Origin of the sequence: Leucobacter sp. VD1 (genome assembly GCF_037150695.1) — a bacterium.
In the GTDB taxonomy this organism is placed as follows: Bacteria; Actinomycetota; Actinomycetes; order Actinomycetales; family Microbacteriaceae; genus Leucobacter.
The window spans coordinates 757,467-774,393 of the sequence record NZ_JBBCPO010000001.1; the positions used below are offsets into that span (position 1 = coordinate 757,467).

A 16,927-nucleotide genomic window follows, 5' to 3' on the forward strand; every position below is an offset into this window, starting at 1 on the left:
AGCCAGCGGCGTACGCTGCCGGCGTTGCGCCGTGAGGGCGCGTCGACCGGGAGCCGCTCGAGTGACGAGGTCGTCGATGTTCGTTGCACACTCTTATCGAAGCGCTGCGTGAGGGGCGGCGAGAGAATCCTTACGGTTTCCATACGGTTGTGTCGGCGGCCCGTGCGGAATCCTTGCAGTGCGGGCATCGCGCGGATGCGCGGCGGAGGGAGGGGCTGTGCTGTGGGATAATGGCGGGCAATGTCTCCTCGCAGTGTGAACCCCCCAGTGCCGGCGTCGACCGACCCCGCGCAGATCCGCAATTTCTGCATCATCGCGCATATCGACCATGGCAAGTCGACGCTCGCCGATCGAATGCTGCAGATCACAGGCACCGTCTCGGATCGCGATATGCGTGCGCAGTACCTCGACAACATGGATATCGAGCGCGAGCGCGGTATCACGATCAAGTCGCAGGCCGTGCGCATGCACTGGTCGCTGGGTGGTGCCGACTTCGCTCTCAATATGATCGACACCCCCGGGCACGTCGACTTCAGCTATGAGGTGTCGCGTTCGCTTGCCGCCTGCGAGGGAGCGATCCTGCTCGTCGATGCCGCCCAGGGTATTGAGGCGCAGACGCTCGCCAATCTCTATCTGGCGATGGAGAACGACCTTGAGATCATCCCGGTGCTCAACAAGATCGATCTTCCCGCTGCTGATCCTGAGCGGGTGGCGCGTGAGATCGCGGATCTCATCGGCGGCGACCCCGCAGACATTCTGAAGGTGTCAGGCAAGACCGGTGCCGGGGTCGAAGAACTGCTCGATCGTGTGGTCGAGCGCATTCCTGCGCCGGTGGGTGCGATCGATGCTCCTGCCCGTGCCATGATCTTCGATTCGGTCTACGATCCCTACCGCGGCGTCGTCACCTATGTGCGCATGATCGATGGGCGGCTCACGCCGCGCGAGAAGATCCTGATGATGTCGACAAAGGCCGAGCACGAGGCGCTTGAGATCGGCGTTTCGGCTCCCGGCCCCACCCCGACGAAGGGGCTCGCGGTCGGTGAGGTGGGCTACCTCATCACCGGTGTGAAGGATGTGCGCCAGTCGAAGGTGGGTGACACCGTCACCACGAAGCTGAAGTCGGCGCAGGATCCGCTGCCTGGCTACACCGATCCGAAGCCGATGGTGTTCTCGGGCCTGTACCCGCTTGACGGCAGTGACTACCCGATTCTGCGCGAGGCTCTCGACAAGCTGAAGCTGTCGGATGCGGCGCTGCAGTACGAGCCTGAGACCTCGGTGGCGCTCGGCTTCGGCTTCCGCTGCGGCTTCCTGGGGCTGCTGCATCTGGAGATCATTTCGGAGCGCCTGCGCCGCGAGTTTGATCTCGATCTCATTGCGACCGCGCCGAGCGTGATCTACCAGGTCACCACCGACGACGGCAAAGAGGTCACGGTCACCAACCCCTCCGAGTACCCCGACGGCAAGATCGCGAGCGTGCGTGAGCCCGTCGTGAAGACCGCGATTCTCGCTCCGAAAGACTACGTGGGCGCGATCATGGAGCTCTGCCAGAGCCGCCGCGGCAGCCTGCTGGGCATGGAATATCTCGGCGAGCGCGTGGAGCTGCGCTACAGCATGCCGCTCGGAGAGATCGTGTTCGACTTCTTCGACCACTTGAAGAGCCGCACCCAGGGGTACGCGAGCCTCGACTACGAGCCGATGGGTGAGCAGGAGGCCGATCTGGTGAAGGTCGACATTCTGCTGCAGGGCGACAAAGTTGACGCTTTCAGCGCGATTGTGCACCGCGACAACGCTTACCACTACGGCACGATGATGGCCGAGCGCTTGCGCAAGTTGATCCCGCGTCAGCAGTTCGAGGTGCCGATTCAGGCCGCCATCGGCGCGCGCGTCATCGCCCGCGAAACGATCCGCGCGATCCGCAAGGATGTGCTCGCCAAGTGCTACGGCGGCGATATCAGCCGTAAGCGCAAGCTGCTCGAAAAGCAGAAAGAGGGCAAGAAGCGCATGAAGATGGTGGGCCGCGTCGAGGTGCCGCAGGAAGCCTTCATCGCCGCCCTCTCGGGCGACGTCGACGGCAAGGAAACCGCGAAGAAGTAGGGGTCTGACGATGAGCAACGAGCAGCCCGCACGGCGCAGCAGCCACGTCGAGATGCCTGTCGCCTACGCGGCGGTGGGCGCTTCGAAGGCCCCAGATTTGCTGCGCTTTCCGCCGGAGGGCACGACTCCCTATGAGGAGTCGCTGCGCTTGGGCAGTGGGCAGGAGCGTTTTCTGCTGGCATCGAGCCTGCTGATGACCTGGGGTGCGCAGCGCGGCAGCGGTGTCGCCGTCGCCGATGTGGTGCGTGGCTCTGGTGAGCGCTACGCCGGTGTGAGTTTTGACGACGCCGGCACGCCGCAGGCCGCGGGCGAGATCGAAGAGCAGTTCGGTCCTGACGGCGAGGCATATTTGGTGGCCGGCACCACCGCTGTGCTGCACGCGCCTGGGCAGGATCCCCGCAGTGTGCTGATCGTCTACACGGTGGATGAGGAGCGGAGCTCGGGATTCGCGTGGGGCACTTGCGATGAGGCCGGTGCCGTTGGCGAGCAGCTGTTTCTTGTGGAGCATCGCGAAGATGACACGGTGTGGGCTGTTGCGCGCGGCTTCCTCGCGGCACCGAAGAGCGGTCTGCTGGGCTTGAAAGCTCGCGCTGATCTGCGCGTCGCTGTCGAGGCAGTGAGGGCGCAGCTCGCGGCGCTCGCACCGGGTGCGGTGCCCGTCGTTGATCCGAACGCTCCGAAGAGCATCGAAGCTGAATCCAATCCCGAAGCCGCATCCGAGGCCGCGGGCCACGACGGCGCGGATGCGGGTGACGATGCCGAGCATTCTGCCTGAGGGCGATCCCGCTCCGGCTGACGGTTCGTTGCCTTTCGGTGTCGCCGATGGTGCAGCAGAGCGCCGCTTCGGTGTCTACGTGCATGTGCCCTACTGTCGGGTGCGCTGTGGCTACTGCGACTTCAACACCTACACCGCCACGGAACTCGGCGGCACCCGCCGCGATGACTACGCTGCGCAGGTGCAGCATGAGCTGAGCTTCGGTGCTGAGGTGCTGCGGCGAGCGGGGCTACCCGAGCGCCGGGTGTCGACGGTGTTCTTCGGGGGTGGCACGCCCACTTTGCTGCCCGCGAGTGATCTCGCGGCGATGCTCGGCAGGATCCGCGACGAGTGGGGCCTCGAATCCGGAGCTGAGGTGACCACCGAGGCGAACCCTGACTCGGTCGATGCGGCCTATCTCGCGACGCTCGCGGAGGCCGGGTTCACTCGCGTCAGCTTCGGCATGCAGTCGGCGGTGCCGCATGTGCTTGCCACGCTCGACCGCACGCATACCCCCGAGCGCATTCCGCTCGTGACGCGGTGGGCGCGCGAGGCGGGCCTGCAGATGAGCGTCGACCTGATCTACGGCACGCCGGGGGAGTCGCTCGCCGATTGGGAGCGCTCGATCGATGCCGCGCTCGCGACCGAGCCCGATCACATTTCGGCGTACGCCCTGATCGTGGAGCCCGGTACGAAGCTCGCGGCGCAGATTAAGCGCGGCGAGGTGCCGGCACCCGACGAGGATCTGCACGCTGAGATGTATGAGCTCGCCGAAGCTCGTTTCGCGGCCGCGGGGTTTTCCTGGTACGAGATCAGCAACTGGTCGCGCACGCCGCAGACCCGCTCGCGGCACAATCTCTCGTATTGGACTGGCGAGGATTGGTGGGCTGCGGGCCCCGGCGCTCACAGTCACATCGGCGGGGTGCGCTGGTGGAACGTGAAGCATCCCGGCGCCTATGCGCAGCGCATTGCAGCGGGGGTGTCCCCGGCGCACGCTCGCGAGACGCTGAGCGAGGATGCGCGCCGCGAGGAGCGCGTGCTGCTGGAGACGCGGATCGCCGACGGTCTGCCCGTCGAGGTGTTGAAGCCTGCGGAACGCCGTGCGATCCCGCAGCTCATCGCTGACGGTCTCATCGACGGCAGGGCTGCGATTGCGGGGCCGGGACGGATCGCGCGCGTGGTGCCGACGCTGCGTGGCCGTCTGCTCGCAGACACCGTGGTGCATCGTCTGCTTGGCTGACGGATGGCCCCGGCTGTTTCCGGCTCCGGGTTTCGCCGACGGCGTGATTCGCTGCCGACAGCGCAGAGGGGCCTGCGATAGACTTGGCACTCTGAGTTGGTGAGTGCCAAGAAGGAGGGGCGTGACATGGTGTCGGAGCGCAGCCTGGCGGTGCTGCACGCGATCGTGAGCGACTACGTCTCCTCGAATGAGCCCGTCGGCTCCCGTGCGATTGTGGACAGGCACAGTTTCGGCGTGTCCGCCGCCACGATTCGCAACGACATGGCGCTGCTCGAAGAAGACGAGCTGATCGCACAGCCCCACACCTCCTCCGGTCGTGTGCCCACCGACAAGGGCTACCGGCTCTACGTCGACACGCTCGCGAAGATCCGCCCCGTCAGTGCGGCGCAGCGATCCGCGATCGAACGCTTTCTGGGGGAGTCGAGCGACCTTGATGATGTGATGGCCCGCACCGTGCGGCTGCTCGCGCAGCTCACCAACCAGGTGGCCGTCGCCCAGTACCCGTCGCTGCGGCGCACGGTGGTGCGCCACATCGACCTTGTGGCCATCGGCGAGGATCGGGTGCTGTGCGTGCTCATTCTCGGCAGCGGCGTCGTCGAGCAGCAGGTGGCGTGGCTGCCGGCTTCGCAGGTGACCGAGGCGTGGGTGCACGGGCTCAGGCAGCGGATCGCCGAGGCCGCTGTGGGGTCCGACGTCGAAACGGCGGTTGCAGCGGTGACGGGCCTGATCGAGGGCGTCGAAAGTTGGGCGCAGCCCGCTGAGGCCGAACTGGTGCGTCGAGTGCTTTCGGTTGTGTTGAGCCAGCTGCAGGCCAACCGCAGTGAGCGCATTGCCGTCGCGGGTGCCGCGAACCTGTCACGGCCGAGCGAGTTTGCAGGTTCACTGCCGGCCGTGCTTGAAGCCATCGAAGAGCAGGTGGTGCTGCTGCGACTGTTCGGTGAACTCGCCCGTGATGGCCGCGACGTCGCCGCATCGATCGGCCGCGAGAACGCCCCCTACGGGCTCTCTGCGACCTCGGTGATCGCTTCCAGCTACGAGCAGGAGGCCGACTCGGTCTCGCGGCTCGGCGTGCTCGGGCCCGTGCGCATGGACTATGCCGGCAACATCGCCGCCGTGCGTGCCGTGGCACGCTATCTCAACCGCTTCCTGGGCGAGGAGCAGTAGCACCTCGGGGCGTCCCGCCCCGCAGCCCGGTTATCCGTTTCATTGAACAACACCCCTGAGGAGCACAACGTGGCCGACCACTACGAGACCCTCGGCGTGTCGCGCGAGGCGACGCCCGAAGAGATCAAGAAGGCCTACCGCCGGCTCGCGCGCGAGCTGCACCCCGATGTCAACCCGAGCGAAGAAGCCTCGGAGCGCTTCAAGAGCGTCACCCACGCCTACGACGTGCTGAGCGACCCGGAGCAACGTCAGCGCTACGACATGGGCGGCGGCCAGGGCGGAGCGGCAGGCTTCGGCGATATCTTCGAGACGTTCTTCGGCGGTGGCTTCGGCGGCGGTCAGCGCGGCCCGCGTTCGCGCACCGAGCGTGGTGACGACGCCATGATCCGCGTCGATGTCTCTCTCGAAGACGTGATCTTCGGTGTGCAGCGCGACATCACCGTGAACACCGCGGTGCTCTGTGGCGTGTGTCAAGGCAGCTGCTGCCAGCCCGGCACGCAGCCCGTCACTTGTGATGTGTGCGGCGGTCAGGGGCAGGTGCAGCGGCAGGTGCGCTCGCTGTTCGGCAACGTCGTCACCATGCATCCCTGCGGCAGCTGCCACGGCTACGGCACCGTCATCGAGCACCCGTGCGTGGAGTGCGCAGGCAAGGGGCGGGTGCGCGAGCGTCGCACGATCCCCGTCGATATCCCCTCCGGCATCGACACGGGCACGCGCCTGCAGATGCGCGGCGGCGGCGAGGTCGGCCCCGGCGGCGGCCCCAACGGTGACCTGTTCATCGAGTTCCGGGTGATGCATCACGACGTGTTCAGCCGCGATGGCAACGATCTGCTCTGCACGATGCAGGTGTCGATGACTGACGCGGTGCTCGGTGCCGCGGCGAAGCTGCAGGCGCTTGATGGTGAGGTCGAGATCGAGTTGGCCGCAGGCACGCAGTCGGGCGATGTGCTCACGGTTCGCGGCCGCGGCATTCAGGGCTTGCGCAGCACCACCCGCGGTGATCTGAAGATCGCGGTGCAGGTGAACACCCCCACGAAGCTTTCGAAGCGCGAGCAGGATCTCGTGCGTCAGCTCGCCTCGCTGCGCGGCGACGAGCCGCCGCATCTCGGTGAGTTCCAGCAGGGATTCTTCGGCAAGCTGCGCGACCGCTTCTTCAGGCAGGGCTAGCCCACAATGGCCAACCTCTACTACCGCGAAGATCTCGCAGCCGGGGCGATCGCTCCGGGCGCGATCGTCGAGGTGACCGGTGACGAAGCGCGCCACGCGGTGCGGGTGAGCCGACTGCGCCAGGGGGAGCGGATTCTCGTGGGTGACGGCGCAGGCTCGCTCGGCGAGGGGGTTGCTGAAGAGGTGGCGAAGGATCGCTTCGCGGTGCGCATCGAGCACGTCGAGACGGTGCCTGAGCCCGGCCAGCGGCTCGTGCTTGTGCAGGCGCTCGCGAAGGGCGACCGAGATGAGCGGGCCGTTGAGCAGGCCACCGAGTTCGGCGTCGATGCCATCGTGCCCTGGCAGGCTGCGCGCTCGGTGTCGCGCTGGGATGCCGGCGGCACCGGATCCGCATCTGACAAAGCAGCGAAGGGTATTGCGAAGTGGGCCCGGATCGCCCGCGAGGCCTCGAAGCAGTCGCTCCGTGCGAGGGTGCCACAGATCGGCGAGGTGGTGACCACCGACGATCTCTGCCGTCTCGCAGGCCAGCCCGGTGTTGAGCTTGTGGCACTGCACCCCCGCAGCGGAAACCGCCTCGTGGAGTGGGCCGGTCAAAGCGAAGCTCGCGCAGCCGAACAGATTGTGCTCGTCGTCGGTCCCGAGGGCGGCTTTGCCGACGCTGAGCTCGACGCACTCGAAGCCGCGGGCGCATCGGTGCTGGTGCTCGGGAGCACCGTGCTGCGCACCTCCTCTGCAGGGCCGGCCGCGCTCGCAGTGCTCGGCGCCGCGCTCGGTCGCTGGTAGGACTGCGCGGCACGGCGATAGACTTCATCCATGGCACAGGACACCATTTTCGGCAAGATCGTCTCGGGCGAGATCCCCGTCGAGATTCTCGCGGAGACCGAACGCGTCATCGCGTTCCCCGACATCGCGCCCCAGGCGCCGGTGCATATTCTGGTGATCCCCAAGACCACGCAGTACGAGAATGTGGCCGAGCTTGCTGCAGGCGATCCCGAACTGCTCGCCGAAATGATCGCTGTCGCGAAGCGGCTCGCCGATGAACGAGCGAATGGCGAGTTTCGCATCATCTTCAACAATGGTGCGAGCGCAGGTCAGACCGTGTTCCATGTGCACGCGCACGTGCTCGCCGGTGAACTCGAGGAGCGCTCGCTCGTTGGATCCTAGAGAGGGAGCCCGTGAATCAGACTGACGCGCAAGGCGGCGACGCCCCTCAGCAGGGCTCCGAAGCTGAGCTGCAGCGCACGGTGCTGTTGGCCGGCGTCGACCTGGCGTCCTTTCTCGGGCACCGAGATCAGCTCATCGCCGACCTCGAATCGCAGCACCCGCGCGTCACCTTCCACGCCCGCGACCAGGTGCTGACGATGCGCGGGCCTGCTCCTGAGGTGCGCGCCGCCGAACAGGTGGTGCATGAAATCCTGCAGATCGCGAAGCTCAGCGGCGCGGTCTCTCGTCACGATGTGAAAGAGGTCACCCGAATGGTGCACGAGGGCAACGGGCCCACCGCGGCGCAGGTGCTCAGCGAACCCATCCTCTCGGTGCGGGGTCACTCCGTGCGCCCGCAGACTCGGGGGCAGCGCGCCTACGTCGACGCCATCGACGAGCATACGATCGTGTTCGGCATCGGCCCCGCAGGCACCGGCAAAACCTACCTCGCGATGGCGAAGGCTGTGCAGGCGCTGCAGCGGCGCGAGGTCGCGAAGATCATCCTGACGCGACCTGCGGTCGAAGCCGGCGAGCGCCTGGGCTATCTGCCTGGCAGCCTCGAAGACAAGATCGACCCCTACCTGCGCCCCCTGTTCGATGCCGTCGGATCGATGATGGATCCCGATGTGGTGCCCAAGTTGCTCGCGAGCGGAACGATCGAGGTGGCACCGCTCGCCTATATGCGTGGGCGCACCCTCAACGAATCTTTCGTGATCCTCGACGAGGCGCAGAACACCACTCCCGAGCAGATGAAGATGTTCCTCACCAGGCTTGGCTACGGCTCGAAGATGGTGGTGACGGGCGACATCACCCAGATCGATTTGCCGATCGCCGCGAGTGGCCTGCGTGTGGTGAACCGCATCCTGCGTGGCGTCGACGACATCCACTTCGCAGAGCTCGGCTCGGACGACATCGTGCGCCACAACCTCGTAAGTCGCATTGTCGACGCATACTCCGCCTACGACCAGAAGCAGCAGAAGGGAGACGCCCAGTGAGCGTCGAGATCAACAACGAGTCGGGCGTCGAAGTCGAGGAGTCCAGTCTGCAGCGGCTTGCGGCGTTCGTGCTCGAATCTCTGCACGTGCACCCCGACACCGAGCTCGGAGTGATGATGGTCGATGAGTCCGCGATCGAGCGCCTGCACGTGCAGTGGATGGACGAGCCCGGGGCTACTGATGTGCTGAGCTTCCCCATGGACGAGCTGCGCCCCGGTCGTATTGATGCCCGCACCCCGGCGGGTCTGCTGGGCGATGTGGTGATCTGCCCGCAGGTTGCCGAGGTGCAGGCCGAGGCCGCGGGCCACGATCTGCAGCAGGAGATGGCGGTGCTGCTCACCCACGGCATGCTGCACCTGCTGGGCTTTGATCATGCTGTTCCTGATGAGGAGGCTGAGATGTTCGGTCTGCAGCGGGATCTGCTGCTCTCGTTTGCGATGCGTGAACGGGGTCGCAAGTGAGCGTTGATCCTCCGACAGGTTCTGTTCCGCTGCCGCGCCGGCTGTCGGCAACGGCGAAGCGCATCGGCGCGATTGTGGCGCTCGGCCGCGGTCGCGTGCGTGATGAGGAGCAGCTGCTGTCGATTGTCGATCAGGCGGCGGATCAAGACCTGCTCGATGACGACGACCGCGATGTGATCCACTCGGTCCTGGAATTCGGCGACACCATTGTGCGCGAGCTGATGGTGCCCCGCACCGATATGAGCACGATTGATGCGACGCAGAGCGTGCGAGAGGCGCTTGAATCGCTGCTGACCTCGCGCCATTCGCGCATGCCTGTGGTCACAGGCGGCCCTGACGATGTCGCCGGTGTTGCCTATCTGCGTGACGCGAGCGGCTTCGTGCTGCGCCGTCCCGAGGAAGCCGAAACCGAATCGGTCACCCGAATTATGAAGCCGGCGATGTTCGTGCCGGAGCTGCAGCCGGCCGACAAGCTGCTGCGGCAGATGCAGCGCGAGTCGAATCACCTGGCGCTCGTGGTCGACGAGTACGGTGGCATCTCGGGCCTCGTGACCCTCGAAGATCTCATTGAAGAACTGCTCGGCGATATCGCAGACGAGCACGATCGTGAAGTGCCGGAGGTAGCCGAGCGGGGAGATGGCTCATACCTCGTGAACGCGAGGCTCTCGATCGATGACCTGGGCGAACTGTTCGGCATCGAACTCGACGATGACGACGTCGACACCGTAGGCGGGCTTGTCGCGAAGCATCTGGGCCGTCTGCCCGAGACCGGCGACACGGTGACCGTGGAGGGCGTCGAGCTCACCGCCGCCGACACTGAGCGAAAGCGTCAGCGACTGCTGACCGTCGTGGCCCGCTGGGTCGGGCCAGAAGAGGAAGAGGAAGACGAATGAGTGAGCAGCGCAGCGGCGGTGCCGAGCAGAGCTCCGGTGGGGCCGAGGCGGCTGTTCCGGGGGTGACCCCCGACTTCCGTGCGGGCTTCGTGTCGTTCGTGGGGCGACCGAACGTTGGCAAGTCGACGCTCACCAACGCCCTCGTGGGCGAGAAGATCGCGATTACGAGCCCGAAGCCGCAGACCACGCGCCGCGCGATCCGCGGTATTGTGCACCGGCCCGACGGCCAGCTCATCATCGTCGACACACCGGGCATTCACCGGCCCCGCACCCTGCTGGGTGAGCGCTTGAATGCGCTTGTCGAAGCCACCCTCGGCGATGTTGATGTGATCGGGTTCTGCGTGCCGGCGAATGAGAAGCTGGGGCCTGGCGATCGCTTCATCAACGAACGCCTTGACGATTTCCCGCGTGCAAAGAAGGTGGCGATCCTCACCAAGGTCGACGAGGCTTCGAAGGGCGAGATCATTGATCAGCTCACGCGCCTCGGCTCGCTGCGGGAGTGGGATGCCGTCATTCCGATCTCGTCGGTGACTCGGGAGCAGCTCGATGTGCTGAGCGATGTGCTGCTTGGACTGATGCCGACCTCGCCCCCGCTGTACGAGGACGAGACCACCACAGATGAAGGCGAAGACGACCGCATTGCGGAGCTGATTCGCGAGGCCGCGCTTGAGGGCGCGCGCGAGGAGCTGCCGCACTCGCTGGCCGCGACTGTCGACGACCGCGAACTGCGCGAGGGCGTTGACGGGGCGCCGGACCTGCTTGAAATCTACGCTTCCATCTATGTCGAGCGCGACAGCCAAAAGGGCATCGTGATCGGCAAGGGCGGATCGCGGCTGCGCGATGTTGGGGAGCGCGCTCGGCGCGAGATCGAGGCGTTGCTCGGGCAGCGGGTCTATCTGTCGCTGCGTGTGAAGGTGCTCAAGGAGTGGCAGCGGGATCCGAAAGCGCTCGGAAGGCTCGGATTCTGACCGGAATCCAGTATTGTCTGCAGTATGCAGCTCACTGAATCAATCACCGATCAAGCTCAGATCACCGCGCTCTCAGCCGAGTACGGTGTGTTCGCCATCGCCTGGTATGTTGTCGTCGCGATTGCCCTGTGGCGGGTGTTCTCGAAGGCCGGGTACCCCGGGATCCTCGCGCTCATCCCCATCGTCAACGTGTTCTTCCTCGTCAAGGTGGCGGGCTACTCGGCGTGGGCGGCGCTGCTCTACTTCATTCCGATCGTCAACATCGTGTTCGGCATCTTCGTGGCGATCCGTCTCGGTGAGCGCTTCGGCAAGGGCGGAGCATTCTCGTTCTTCCTGTTGTGGCTGTTCTCCGTGATCGGCTACCTCATCATCGGCTTCGGCAGCGCCCAGTACAGCGAGCGTCGCGTCTGATCGACATTCCGTGCCGAGGCAACTCGGCCCGCCGTCAGGGGTGGCCCGGTGAATCCGGGCCATCCCTGCTTTGTGGTGCCGGTGCTCAGCGGCCGCCGCTGAAGCCGCCGCCCCCGCCGCCGCCGCTGAAGCCGCCGCCGCTCGAACCTCCTGAGCTGCTGGAGGTGTAGCTCACCGACGAGTTCAGGGAGCTGGTGAATCGCGAGATGGTGCTGTCGAAGGCGCCGAGTCCGTGAACGGCAACGGCCGGATACCAGTACGGCACGTAGCCGGGGCTCTGCTCGTATCGCACGGCGAGTGCGCGAGTCCACTGCTTTTCGAGCCCGAAGAGCATTGCGTAGGGCAGCAGTCGTTCGTAGATGTGGATCACGTTGACGGATCCGTCCTGCAACCGCTCGGCTCCCGTGTACGACTGCAGCATCTGGATGCGATCTGCTTCGGCAACCCTGATGAATTCGCGCACTCCCTTGAGGTATTCCCGGGTTTCGGCTCCCACAGGGGTGTGCACCCGGTGCGGGCAAATCGCAATGATCGAGAGCACCACGCCTGCTGCGGCAGCCACGAGGCCGACAACGCCGGCCGCGCTGTCGCGCTGGACAACCGCGATCAGCGATAGTACAAGCACGCCCAGCGAGAGCACGATGCCGGCGATGCCGAGCACGCGCGCTGCAGGGCTGTGCGCACGCCGGAAGTAGCCGCGTTCGCGAGCCTGCTCGGCTCCCTTCGACTGCAGCTTGCTCATCTTCGAGGCGAACGATTCGCTCTGCTTGGGGATCGTGAATGCCTCGCCCGGTGCCGCATGCGGGAACACCCGCCGCACGGTATCACTGTCGAGCGGATCGCCGACGCGCTCGGGATCGAGCAGGCGCAGTACCGGCTGCGCCTGCTTCGGCCCGAACAGACCCTGCTCGGGAACGCCGTCTTCGATGCGGAGGGTGCCGTTCACTGCGAGGTGCACCAGCTGTGCTGAGGTGGGATTCGAGGTGCTCCCGACGATCGGGGCGGCCAGAAGCGGCGGCAGCGAGGGCGGCACATCGTACTGCGCCACAATCACTCCGCGCGCAGTACGGCTGCGCCGTCGCAGGGCGAGCACCGGGATCAGGCCGGCGGCTCCGACACCGAGCGCCGCTGCTGCACCCGCGAGGGGTAGCGTGTCGAGGGCGAAGTTCGGCAGGCGCGCGGGCGGCTGCACCACGCTCCCAGGCGCGAGCCCGATAGCGACCGTGGCACCCTCCTCGGGGCCCAACGCGATGCCAGAGACTGCGAAGGTGCTCCCGGACTCGGTAATGGTGCACTCCTGCGTGGAGTTCGGTGCTCCGAAGTAGCAGCGGGCTTCGCCGTTCAATCGCTCGGCGAGTCCGGGTGAGAACGTGATTCGCGCAGAGAAGTCATCAATGGGCTGCTGGTGCTCGAAATCGGTGAGATCCCAGTAGAACTCGTCGGCTTTGCCGTCATCACGGGCAAGCACCACATCGCTCAGCGTGTACTCGATCACGAAGCTGTGCACACCGCGCAGGTACCGATCATCGCCCGTGAGCACCGCGACGAAGCCGTTGTCGTACTCGATCTCGAAGGGCACCGGCTTGCCAGCCGCGTCGGAGACCGAGAAGTCACGCGGATCGGTAGACGCCCCCTGATAGTCGATCGGCAGCCCGCGCACGAGACCGCGATTCTGATCGAAGTCGGGGAAGCGGGCGGTCAGCGTCTCGGTGACGTGCGCGAGGGCGCGCCCGTCCTCGTCGGTGTCGACCTCATACTCGACCTGCCAGCTGTCGTAGCTGAAATCCTCCGTGCCGGCGTGCGCGGCCGGGGTCGGCGCAGTGGCCACCGCCGCGCCGATCCCAAGCAGTGCGACAGCGATCCCGAGCAGCGTTCTCCGCATCGTCCTCATACGATCCACCCTATGGCTGCGCCGCCGCGAGTGTCACCAGGCGGTGCTATAGTTGCTGCATGCTGTTCGGCTCGCTTCTCCTTAGCTGCCGCGACGAGTCCTAACCCCAGGCCTCCCTCGTCGCGGTGTTCGTGTTTGGCTGAGCAAGAGATATTGAGACGAGAAAGTACGAGCCCATGAAGAACACGCAGAAGCCCTCAGGTATGCCGGTGCACCGCTACCGCCCGTTCCACGAGATCATCAACGTGGATCTGCCCGATCGCACCTGGCCCACGAAGCGCATCACCGAGGCCCCCCGCTGGTGCGCGGTCGATCTGCGCGACGGCAATCAGGCCCTCATCGATCCCATGAGCCCTGAGCGCAAGCGCATCATGTTCGATCTGCTCGTCAAGATGGGCTACAAAGAGATCGAGGTCGGCTTCCCCTCGGCAAGCCAGACCGATTTTGACTTCGTGCGTCAGCTCATCGAAGACGATGCGATCCCCGACGACGTGACCATCCAGGTGCTCACCCAGGCGCGCGAGCACCTCATTAAGCGCACCTATGAGTCGCTCATTGGCGCCAAGCAGGCCATCGTGCACCTGTACAACTCCACGAGCATCCTGCAGCGCGACGTGGTCTTCCGCTCGGATCGTGAAGGCATCAAGAAGATCGCCACCGACGGCGCGAAGCTCTGTCGTGAGAGCGAGGCGATCTGCGCCGACACCGACATCTACTACGAATACTCGCCCGAGTCGTACACCGGCACTGAGCTCGAGTACGCCGTCGAGGTCTGCAACGAGGTGCTCGAGATCTTCGAGCCCACCCCCGAGCGCAAGGTGATCATCAACCTGCCGGCCACCGTCGAGATGGCGACCCCCAACGTCTACGCCGATTCCATCGAGTGGATGGGGCGACACCTCAACCACCGCGAGAACGTCATCATCTCGCTGCACCCCCACAACGACCGCGGCACCGCCGTCGCCGCCGCAGAACTCGGCTACCTGGCCGGGGCCGACCGCATCGAGGGGTGCCTCTTCGGCAACGGCGAGCGCACCGGCAACGTCGACCTCGTCGCGCTGGGCATCAACCTGTTCACGCAGGGCATCGATCCGCAGATCGACTTCTCCCGTCTCGACGAGGTGCGCCGCACCGCCGAGTACTGCAACCAGCTGCGGGTGCCCGAGCGCAGCCCTTGGGCCGGCGACCTCGTCTACACGGCCTTCTCGGGTTCGCACCAGGACGCCATCAAGAAGGGCTTCGAGCGCATGGCGCGCGACGCCGAAGAAGCGGGCGTCACCGTCGACGACATCGAGTGGGCTGTGCCCTACCTGCCCGTCGATCCGAAGGATCTCGGCCGTTCCTACGAGGCGGTCATCAGGGTCAACTCGCAGTCGGGCAAGGGTGGCGTCGCCTACCTGCTGAAGACTGACCACAGTCTCGACCTGCCGCGTCGTCTGCAGATCGAGTTCAGTGCCGTGGTGCAAGGCCTCACCGATAGCGAGGGTGGCGAGGTCTCCAGCGATGAGATCTGGCGCATCTTCCAGGACGAATACCTCCCCACCACCGATTCCTCCTTCGATCGCTGGGGCCGCTACGAGCTGTTCCGCACGGCCTCGACCAGCGCGGGCGACGGTGTCACCGAGCTCACCGTCGACTACCGCGACGGCGAGGGGGAGCACCAGCTCACCGCGCGCGGCAACGGGCCTGTCGATGCCTTCATCTCGGGCATCAACCAGAACGGCCACGACGTCACCCTGTTCGACTACGTCGAGCACGCCATGAGCTCGGGTGGCGACGCCGTGGCGGCGGCCTACGTCGACCTCGAGGTCGACGGGCAGCGGCTGTGGGGTGTCGGCATCGACCCCGACACCACCAGGGCCACTCTCAAAGCAATCGTGTCGGCCGTGAACCGTGCGGTGCGCGCATCGCACGAGCAGGTGCAGGTTGTCGGGGCGAACGCCTAACGCAACTGCCCCGAGCACGCCGTTCGTAGATATATTCGAATAATCGGTGTGGCGCGGGCCCGTCTGTCGGAGGCGCACCCTAGGCTGGGGATGTGATTGCTTCGATAGGCGGGCCCGTGCTCGCATCCGGTGCCGCTTGGGTCGTCGTGGGTGTTGGCGGGATCGGTATGCGCGTCGAAGTGCCCAGTGGCAGAGCGTCCCAGGCTGTCGTCGGCGATGAGGTCTTCCTGCACACCTCTCTGGTGGTACGTGAAGATTCCCTGACGCTCTTCGGCTTCGCCACGCAAGACGAACTCGAGGTGTTCGGTCACCTCATCGCGGTGTCCGGAGTGGGGCCTCGCAGCGCGCTCGGGGTGCTTTCGGCCCTGAGCCCGGCAGAGGTGGCCCGTGCGGTGGCCGCCGAAGACGAAAAGCCGTTCCGCAAGGTCTCGGGCATCGGCCCCAAAACAGCGAAGCTCATCGTGGTGTCGCTCGCCGGTAAGCTCCCGGAACTCGGATTCGCCGACGACAGTGCTCCCGCTGGAGGAGCAGGTGACGCCGCGCAGCTCGTCGCAGAAGCCGTTGGAGAAGGTCTCGTGGGGCTGGGGTGGTCTGATGCCGATGCTCGCCAGGCCGTGCAGGACGCTCGCGACGCCGGAGCCCCAGACGATCACGCAGGTCTCTTGCGTGCAGCGCTTGCGCTGCTGCAGGCCGCGCGCAGCGGAGCACGCCGATGACGGGGGAGCTGTCACCGCAGGCATCGCCGTCGGAGCAGGGCTACGAGGGTGCGCTGCGCCCCTCGACGCTGTCCGAGTTCGTCGGGCAGTCGAAGGTGCGTCGTCAGCTCGGTTTGCTGCTCGACGCCGCCACGATGCGGCGGCACACGCCCGATCACATCTTGCTGGCGGGGCCTCCCGGCCTGGGTAAGACCACGCTGTCGATGATCGTGGCCGCCGAACTCGGCAAGCCGCTGCACCAGACCTCGGGCCCGGCGATCCAGCACGCCGGCGATCTCGCGGCAGTGCTCTCAGCGCTCACCCCCGGTGAGGTGCTGTTCGTCGATGAAATTCACCGTATGGCCCGCAGTGCTGAAGAAATGCTCTATCTCGCGATGGAAGACTTCAAAGTCGACATCATGGTGGGCAAAGGTGCCGGAGCCACCTCCGTGCCACTGGAGCTCGCTCCCTTCACTCTTGTCGGTGCGACCACGCGGGCGGGGTTGCTGCCGAACCCGCTGCGCGATCGCTTCGGGTTCACTGCACATCTCGAGTTCTACTCGGATGATGAGCTGGCGAGCGTGGTGCGTCGCGCTGCCGGGCTGCTCGACTTCGGCCTCTCGGAGCAGGGCATCGAGGAGATCGCCCGACGGTCGCGGGGTACGCCTCGTATTGCGAACAGGCTGCTGCGGCGCGTGCGCGACTATAGCCTCGTGCACGAGACACCCGGCGATACTGAGAGCGTGCAGGCCGCCCTCGCACTGTACGACGTCGACCAGCACGGGCTCGACCGGCTCGATAGGGAGGTGCTGCGCGCGGTTGTCGAACGTTTCGCCGGCGGCCCCGTCGGTCTCTCGACACTTGCGGTATCAGTGGGGGAGGAAGCCGAGACGATCGAGGCTGTCGTTGAGCCCTTCCTCGTGCGCACCGGGCTGCTGACCCGCACCCCGCGCGGCCGAGTGGCGACCCGGCTCGGCTGGGAGCATGTCGGCGTCGTACCGCCCGCAGCGGCGGGCACACCCACGCTGATCTGAGCGGTGCGGCG

The 16,927-nt window shown here is 65.9% G+C and carries 16 protein-coding genes; 15 read left to right on the forward strand and 1 reads right to left on the reverse strand.

Annotation, left to right across the window (positions count from 1 at the left end; genetic code table 11):
• Positions 1-240 precede the first annotated feature (240 nt).
• The 12 genes from lepA to WFL22_RS03595 all read left to right on the forward strand — a co-directional run bounded on the left by lepA (position 241) and on the right by WFL22_RS03595 (position 11,350).
• Positions 241-2,094: a translation elongation factor 4 gene (gene lepA, locus WFL22_RS03540; RefSeq protein WP_336991493.1), complete on the forward strand. Its 1,854-nt coding sequence runs from the start codon at positions 241-243 to the stop codon at positions 2,092-2,094.
• Between the two features lie 10 nt (positions 2,095-2,104).
• Complete coding sequence (locus WFL22_RS03545) at positions 2,105-2,869, forward strand: DUF1990 family protein (protein ID WP_336991494.1); 765 nt, start codon at positions 2,105-2,107, stop codon at positions 2,867-2,869.
• Positions 2,850-4,088 carry a radical SAM family heme chaperone HemW gene (hemW, locus tag WFL22_RS03550; protein WP_336991496.1) on the forward strand — a complete coding sequence of 413 codons (1,239 nt, stop codon included), beginning with the start codon at positions 2,850-2,852 and terminating at the stop codon, positions 4,086-4,088. Before WFL22_RS03545 ends, hemW begins: the two co-directional genes overlap by 20 nt.
• Before the next feature lie 126 nt (positions 4,089-4,214).
• Positions 4,215-5,252 (forward strand): heat-inducible transcriptional repressor HrcA, encoded by a 1,038-nt coding sequence (gene hrcA / locus WFL22_RS03555; protein ID WP_336991797.1) that lies wholly within the window; start codon positions 4,215-4,217, stop codon positions 5,250-5,252.
• Between the two features lie 69 nt (positions 5,253-5,321).
• Positions 5,322-6,419, forward strand: a complete 1,098-nt coding sequence (gene dnaJ, locus WFL22_RS03560; protein WP_336991497.1) for a molecular chaperone DnaJ — start codon at positions 5,322-5,324, stop codon at positions 6,417-6,419.
• A gap of 6 nt (positions 6,420-6,425) precedes the next feature.
• A complete protein-coding gene (locus tag WFL22_RS03565; RefSeq protein ID WP_336991498.1) occupies positions 6,426-7,202 on the forward strand; it encodes a 16S rRNA (uracil(1498)-N(3))-methyltransferase in 777 nt (258 codons plus the stop codon).
• A gap of 30 nt (positions 7,203-7,232) precedes the next feature.
• Positions 7,233-7,583 carry a histidine triad nucleotide-binding protein gene (locus WFL22_RS03570; protein WP_336991499.1) on the forward strand — a complete coding sequence of 117 codons (351 nt, stop codon included), beginning with the start codon at positions 7,233-7,235 and terminating at the stop codon, positions 7,581-7,583.
• A gap of 11 nt (positions 7,584-7,594) precedes the next feature.
• A complete protein-coding gene (locus WFL22_RS03575) occupies positions 7,595-8,617 on the forward strand; it encodes a PhoH family protein (RefSeq protein WP_442918952.1) in 1,023 nt (340 codons plus the stop codon).
• The gene (ybeY, locus tag WFL22_RS03580; RefSeq protein WP_336991500.1) at positions 8,614-9,078 is read left to right on the forward strand and encodes an rRNA maturation RNase YbeY; all 465 of its coding nucleotides are present in this window, start codon (positions 8,614-8,616) and stop codon (positions 9,076-9,078) included. The genes WFL22_RS03575 and ybeY overlap by 4 nt, the downstream gene beginning before the upstream one ends.
• Entirely contained in the window at positions 9,075-9,971 is an 897-nt protein-coding gene (locus WFL22_RS03585; RefSeq protein WP_336991501.1) for a hemolysin family protein, read from the forward strand. Before ybeY ends, WFL22_RS03585 begins: the two co-directional genes overlap by 4 nt.
• Positions 9,968-10,939 carry a GTPase Era gene (era, locus tag WFL22_RS03590; RefSeq protein ID WP_336991502.1) on the forward strand — a complete coding sequence of 324 codons (972 nt, stop codon included), beginning with the start codon at positions 9,968-9,970 and terminating at the stop codon, positions 10,937-10,939. Before WFL22_RS03585 ends, era begins: the two co-directional genes overlap by 4 nt.
• Before the next feature lie 24 nt (positions 10,940-10,963).
• A complete protein-coding gene (locus tag WFL22_RS03595) occupies positions 10,964-11,350 on the forward strand; it encodes a DUF5684 domain-containing protein (RefSeq protein WP_336651096.1) in 387 nt (128 codons plus the stop codon).
• Between the two features lie 85 nt (positions 11,351-11,435).
• Here the strand turns inward: WFL22_RS03595 and WFL22_RS03600 are convergent, their stop codons facing one another.
• Positions 11,436-13,241 carry a DUF2207 domain-containing protein gene (locus WFL22_RS03600; RefSeq protein ID WP_336991503.1) on the reverse strand — a complete coding sequence of 602 codons (1,806 nt, stop codon included), beginning with the start codon at positions 13,239-13,241 and terminating at the stop codon, positions 11,436-11,438.
• Positions 13,242-13,417: 176 nt separating this feature from the next.
• Between WFL22_RS03600 and leuA the strand changes: the two genes are divergently transcribed.
• From leuA to ruvB, 3 genes are all read left to right on the forward strand, one after another.
• Positions 13,418-15,187 (forward strand): 2-isopropylmalate synthase, encoded by a 1,770-nt coding sequence (leuA, locus tag WFL22_RS03605; protein WP_336991506.1) that lies wholly within the window; start codon positions 13,418-13,420, stop codon positions 15,185-15,187.
• A gap of 92 nt (positions 15,188-15,279) precedes the next feature.
• Complete coding sequence (gene ruvA / locus WFL22_RS03610) at positions 15,280-15,903, forward strand: Holliday junction branch migration protein RuvA (protein ID WP_336991508.1); 624 nt, start codon at positions 15,280-15,282, stop codon at positions 15,901-15,903.
• A complete protein-coding gene (gene ruvB / locus WFL22_RS03615; protein WP_336991509.1) occupies positions 15,900-16,916 on the forward strand; it encodes a Holliday junction branch migration DNA helicase RuvB in 1,017 nt (338 codons plus the stop codon). Before ruvA ends, ruvB begins: the two co-directional genes overlap by 4 nt.
• The last annotated feature ends 11 nt before the right edge of the window (positions 16,917-16,927 follow it).

Bases quoted from the DNA above. Each gene is read 5' to 3' on its own strand.
- lepA (WP_336991493.1), top strand. From the start codon at position 241: ATGTCTCCTCGCAGTGTGAACCCCCCAGTGCCGGCGTCGACCGACCCC.
- WFL22_RS03545 (WP_336991494.1), top strand. From the start codon at position 2,105: ATGAGCAACGAGCAGCCCGCACGGCGCAGCAGCCACGTCGAGATGCCT.
- hemW (WP_336991496.1), top strand. From the start codon at position 2,850: ATGCCGAGCATTCTGCCTGAGGGCGATCCCGCTCCGGCTGACGGTTCG.
- hrcA (WP_336991797.1), top strand. From the start codon at position 4,215: ATGGTGTCGGAGCGCAGCCTGGCGGTGCTGCACGCGATCGTGAGCGAC.
- WFL22_RS03565 (WP_336991498.1), top strand. From the start codon at position 6,426: ATGGCCAACCTCTACTACCGCGAAGATCTCGCAGCCGGGGCGATCGCT.
- WFL22_RS03570 (WP_336991499.1), top strand. From the start codon at position 7,233: ATGGCACAGGACACCATTTTCGGCAAGATCGTCTCGGGCGAGATCCCC.
- era (WP_336991502.1), top strand. From the start codon at position 9,968: ATGAGTGAGCAGCGCAGCGGCGGTGCCGAGCAGAGCTCCGGTGGGGCC.
- WFL22_RS03595 (WP_336651096.1), top strand. From the start codon at position 10,964: ATGCAGCTCACTGAATCAATCACCGATCAAGCTCAGATCACCGCGCTC.
- WFL22_RS03600 (WP_336991503.1), bottom strand. From the start codon at position 13,241: ATGAGGACGATGCGGAGAACGCTGCTCGGGATCGCTGTCGCACTGCTT.
- leuA (WP_336991506.1), top strand. From the start codon at position 13,418: ATGAAGAACACGCAGAAGCCCTCAGGTATGCCGGTGCACCGCTACCGC.
- ruvB (WP_336991509.1), top strand. From the start codon at position 15,900: ATGACGGGGGAGCTGTCACCGCAGGCATCGCCGTCGGAGCAGGGCTAC.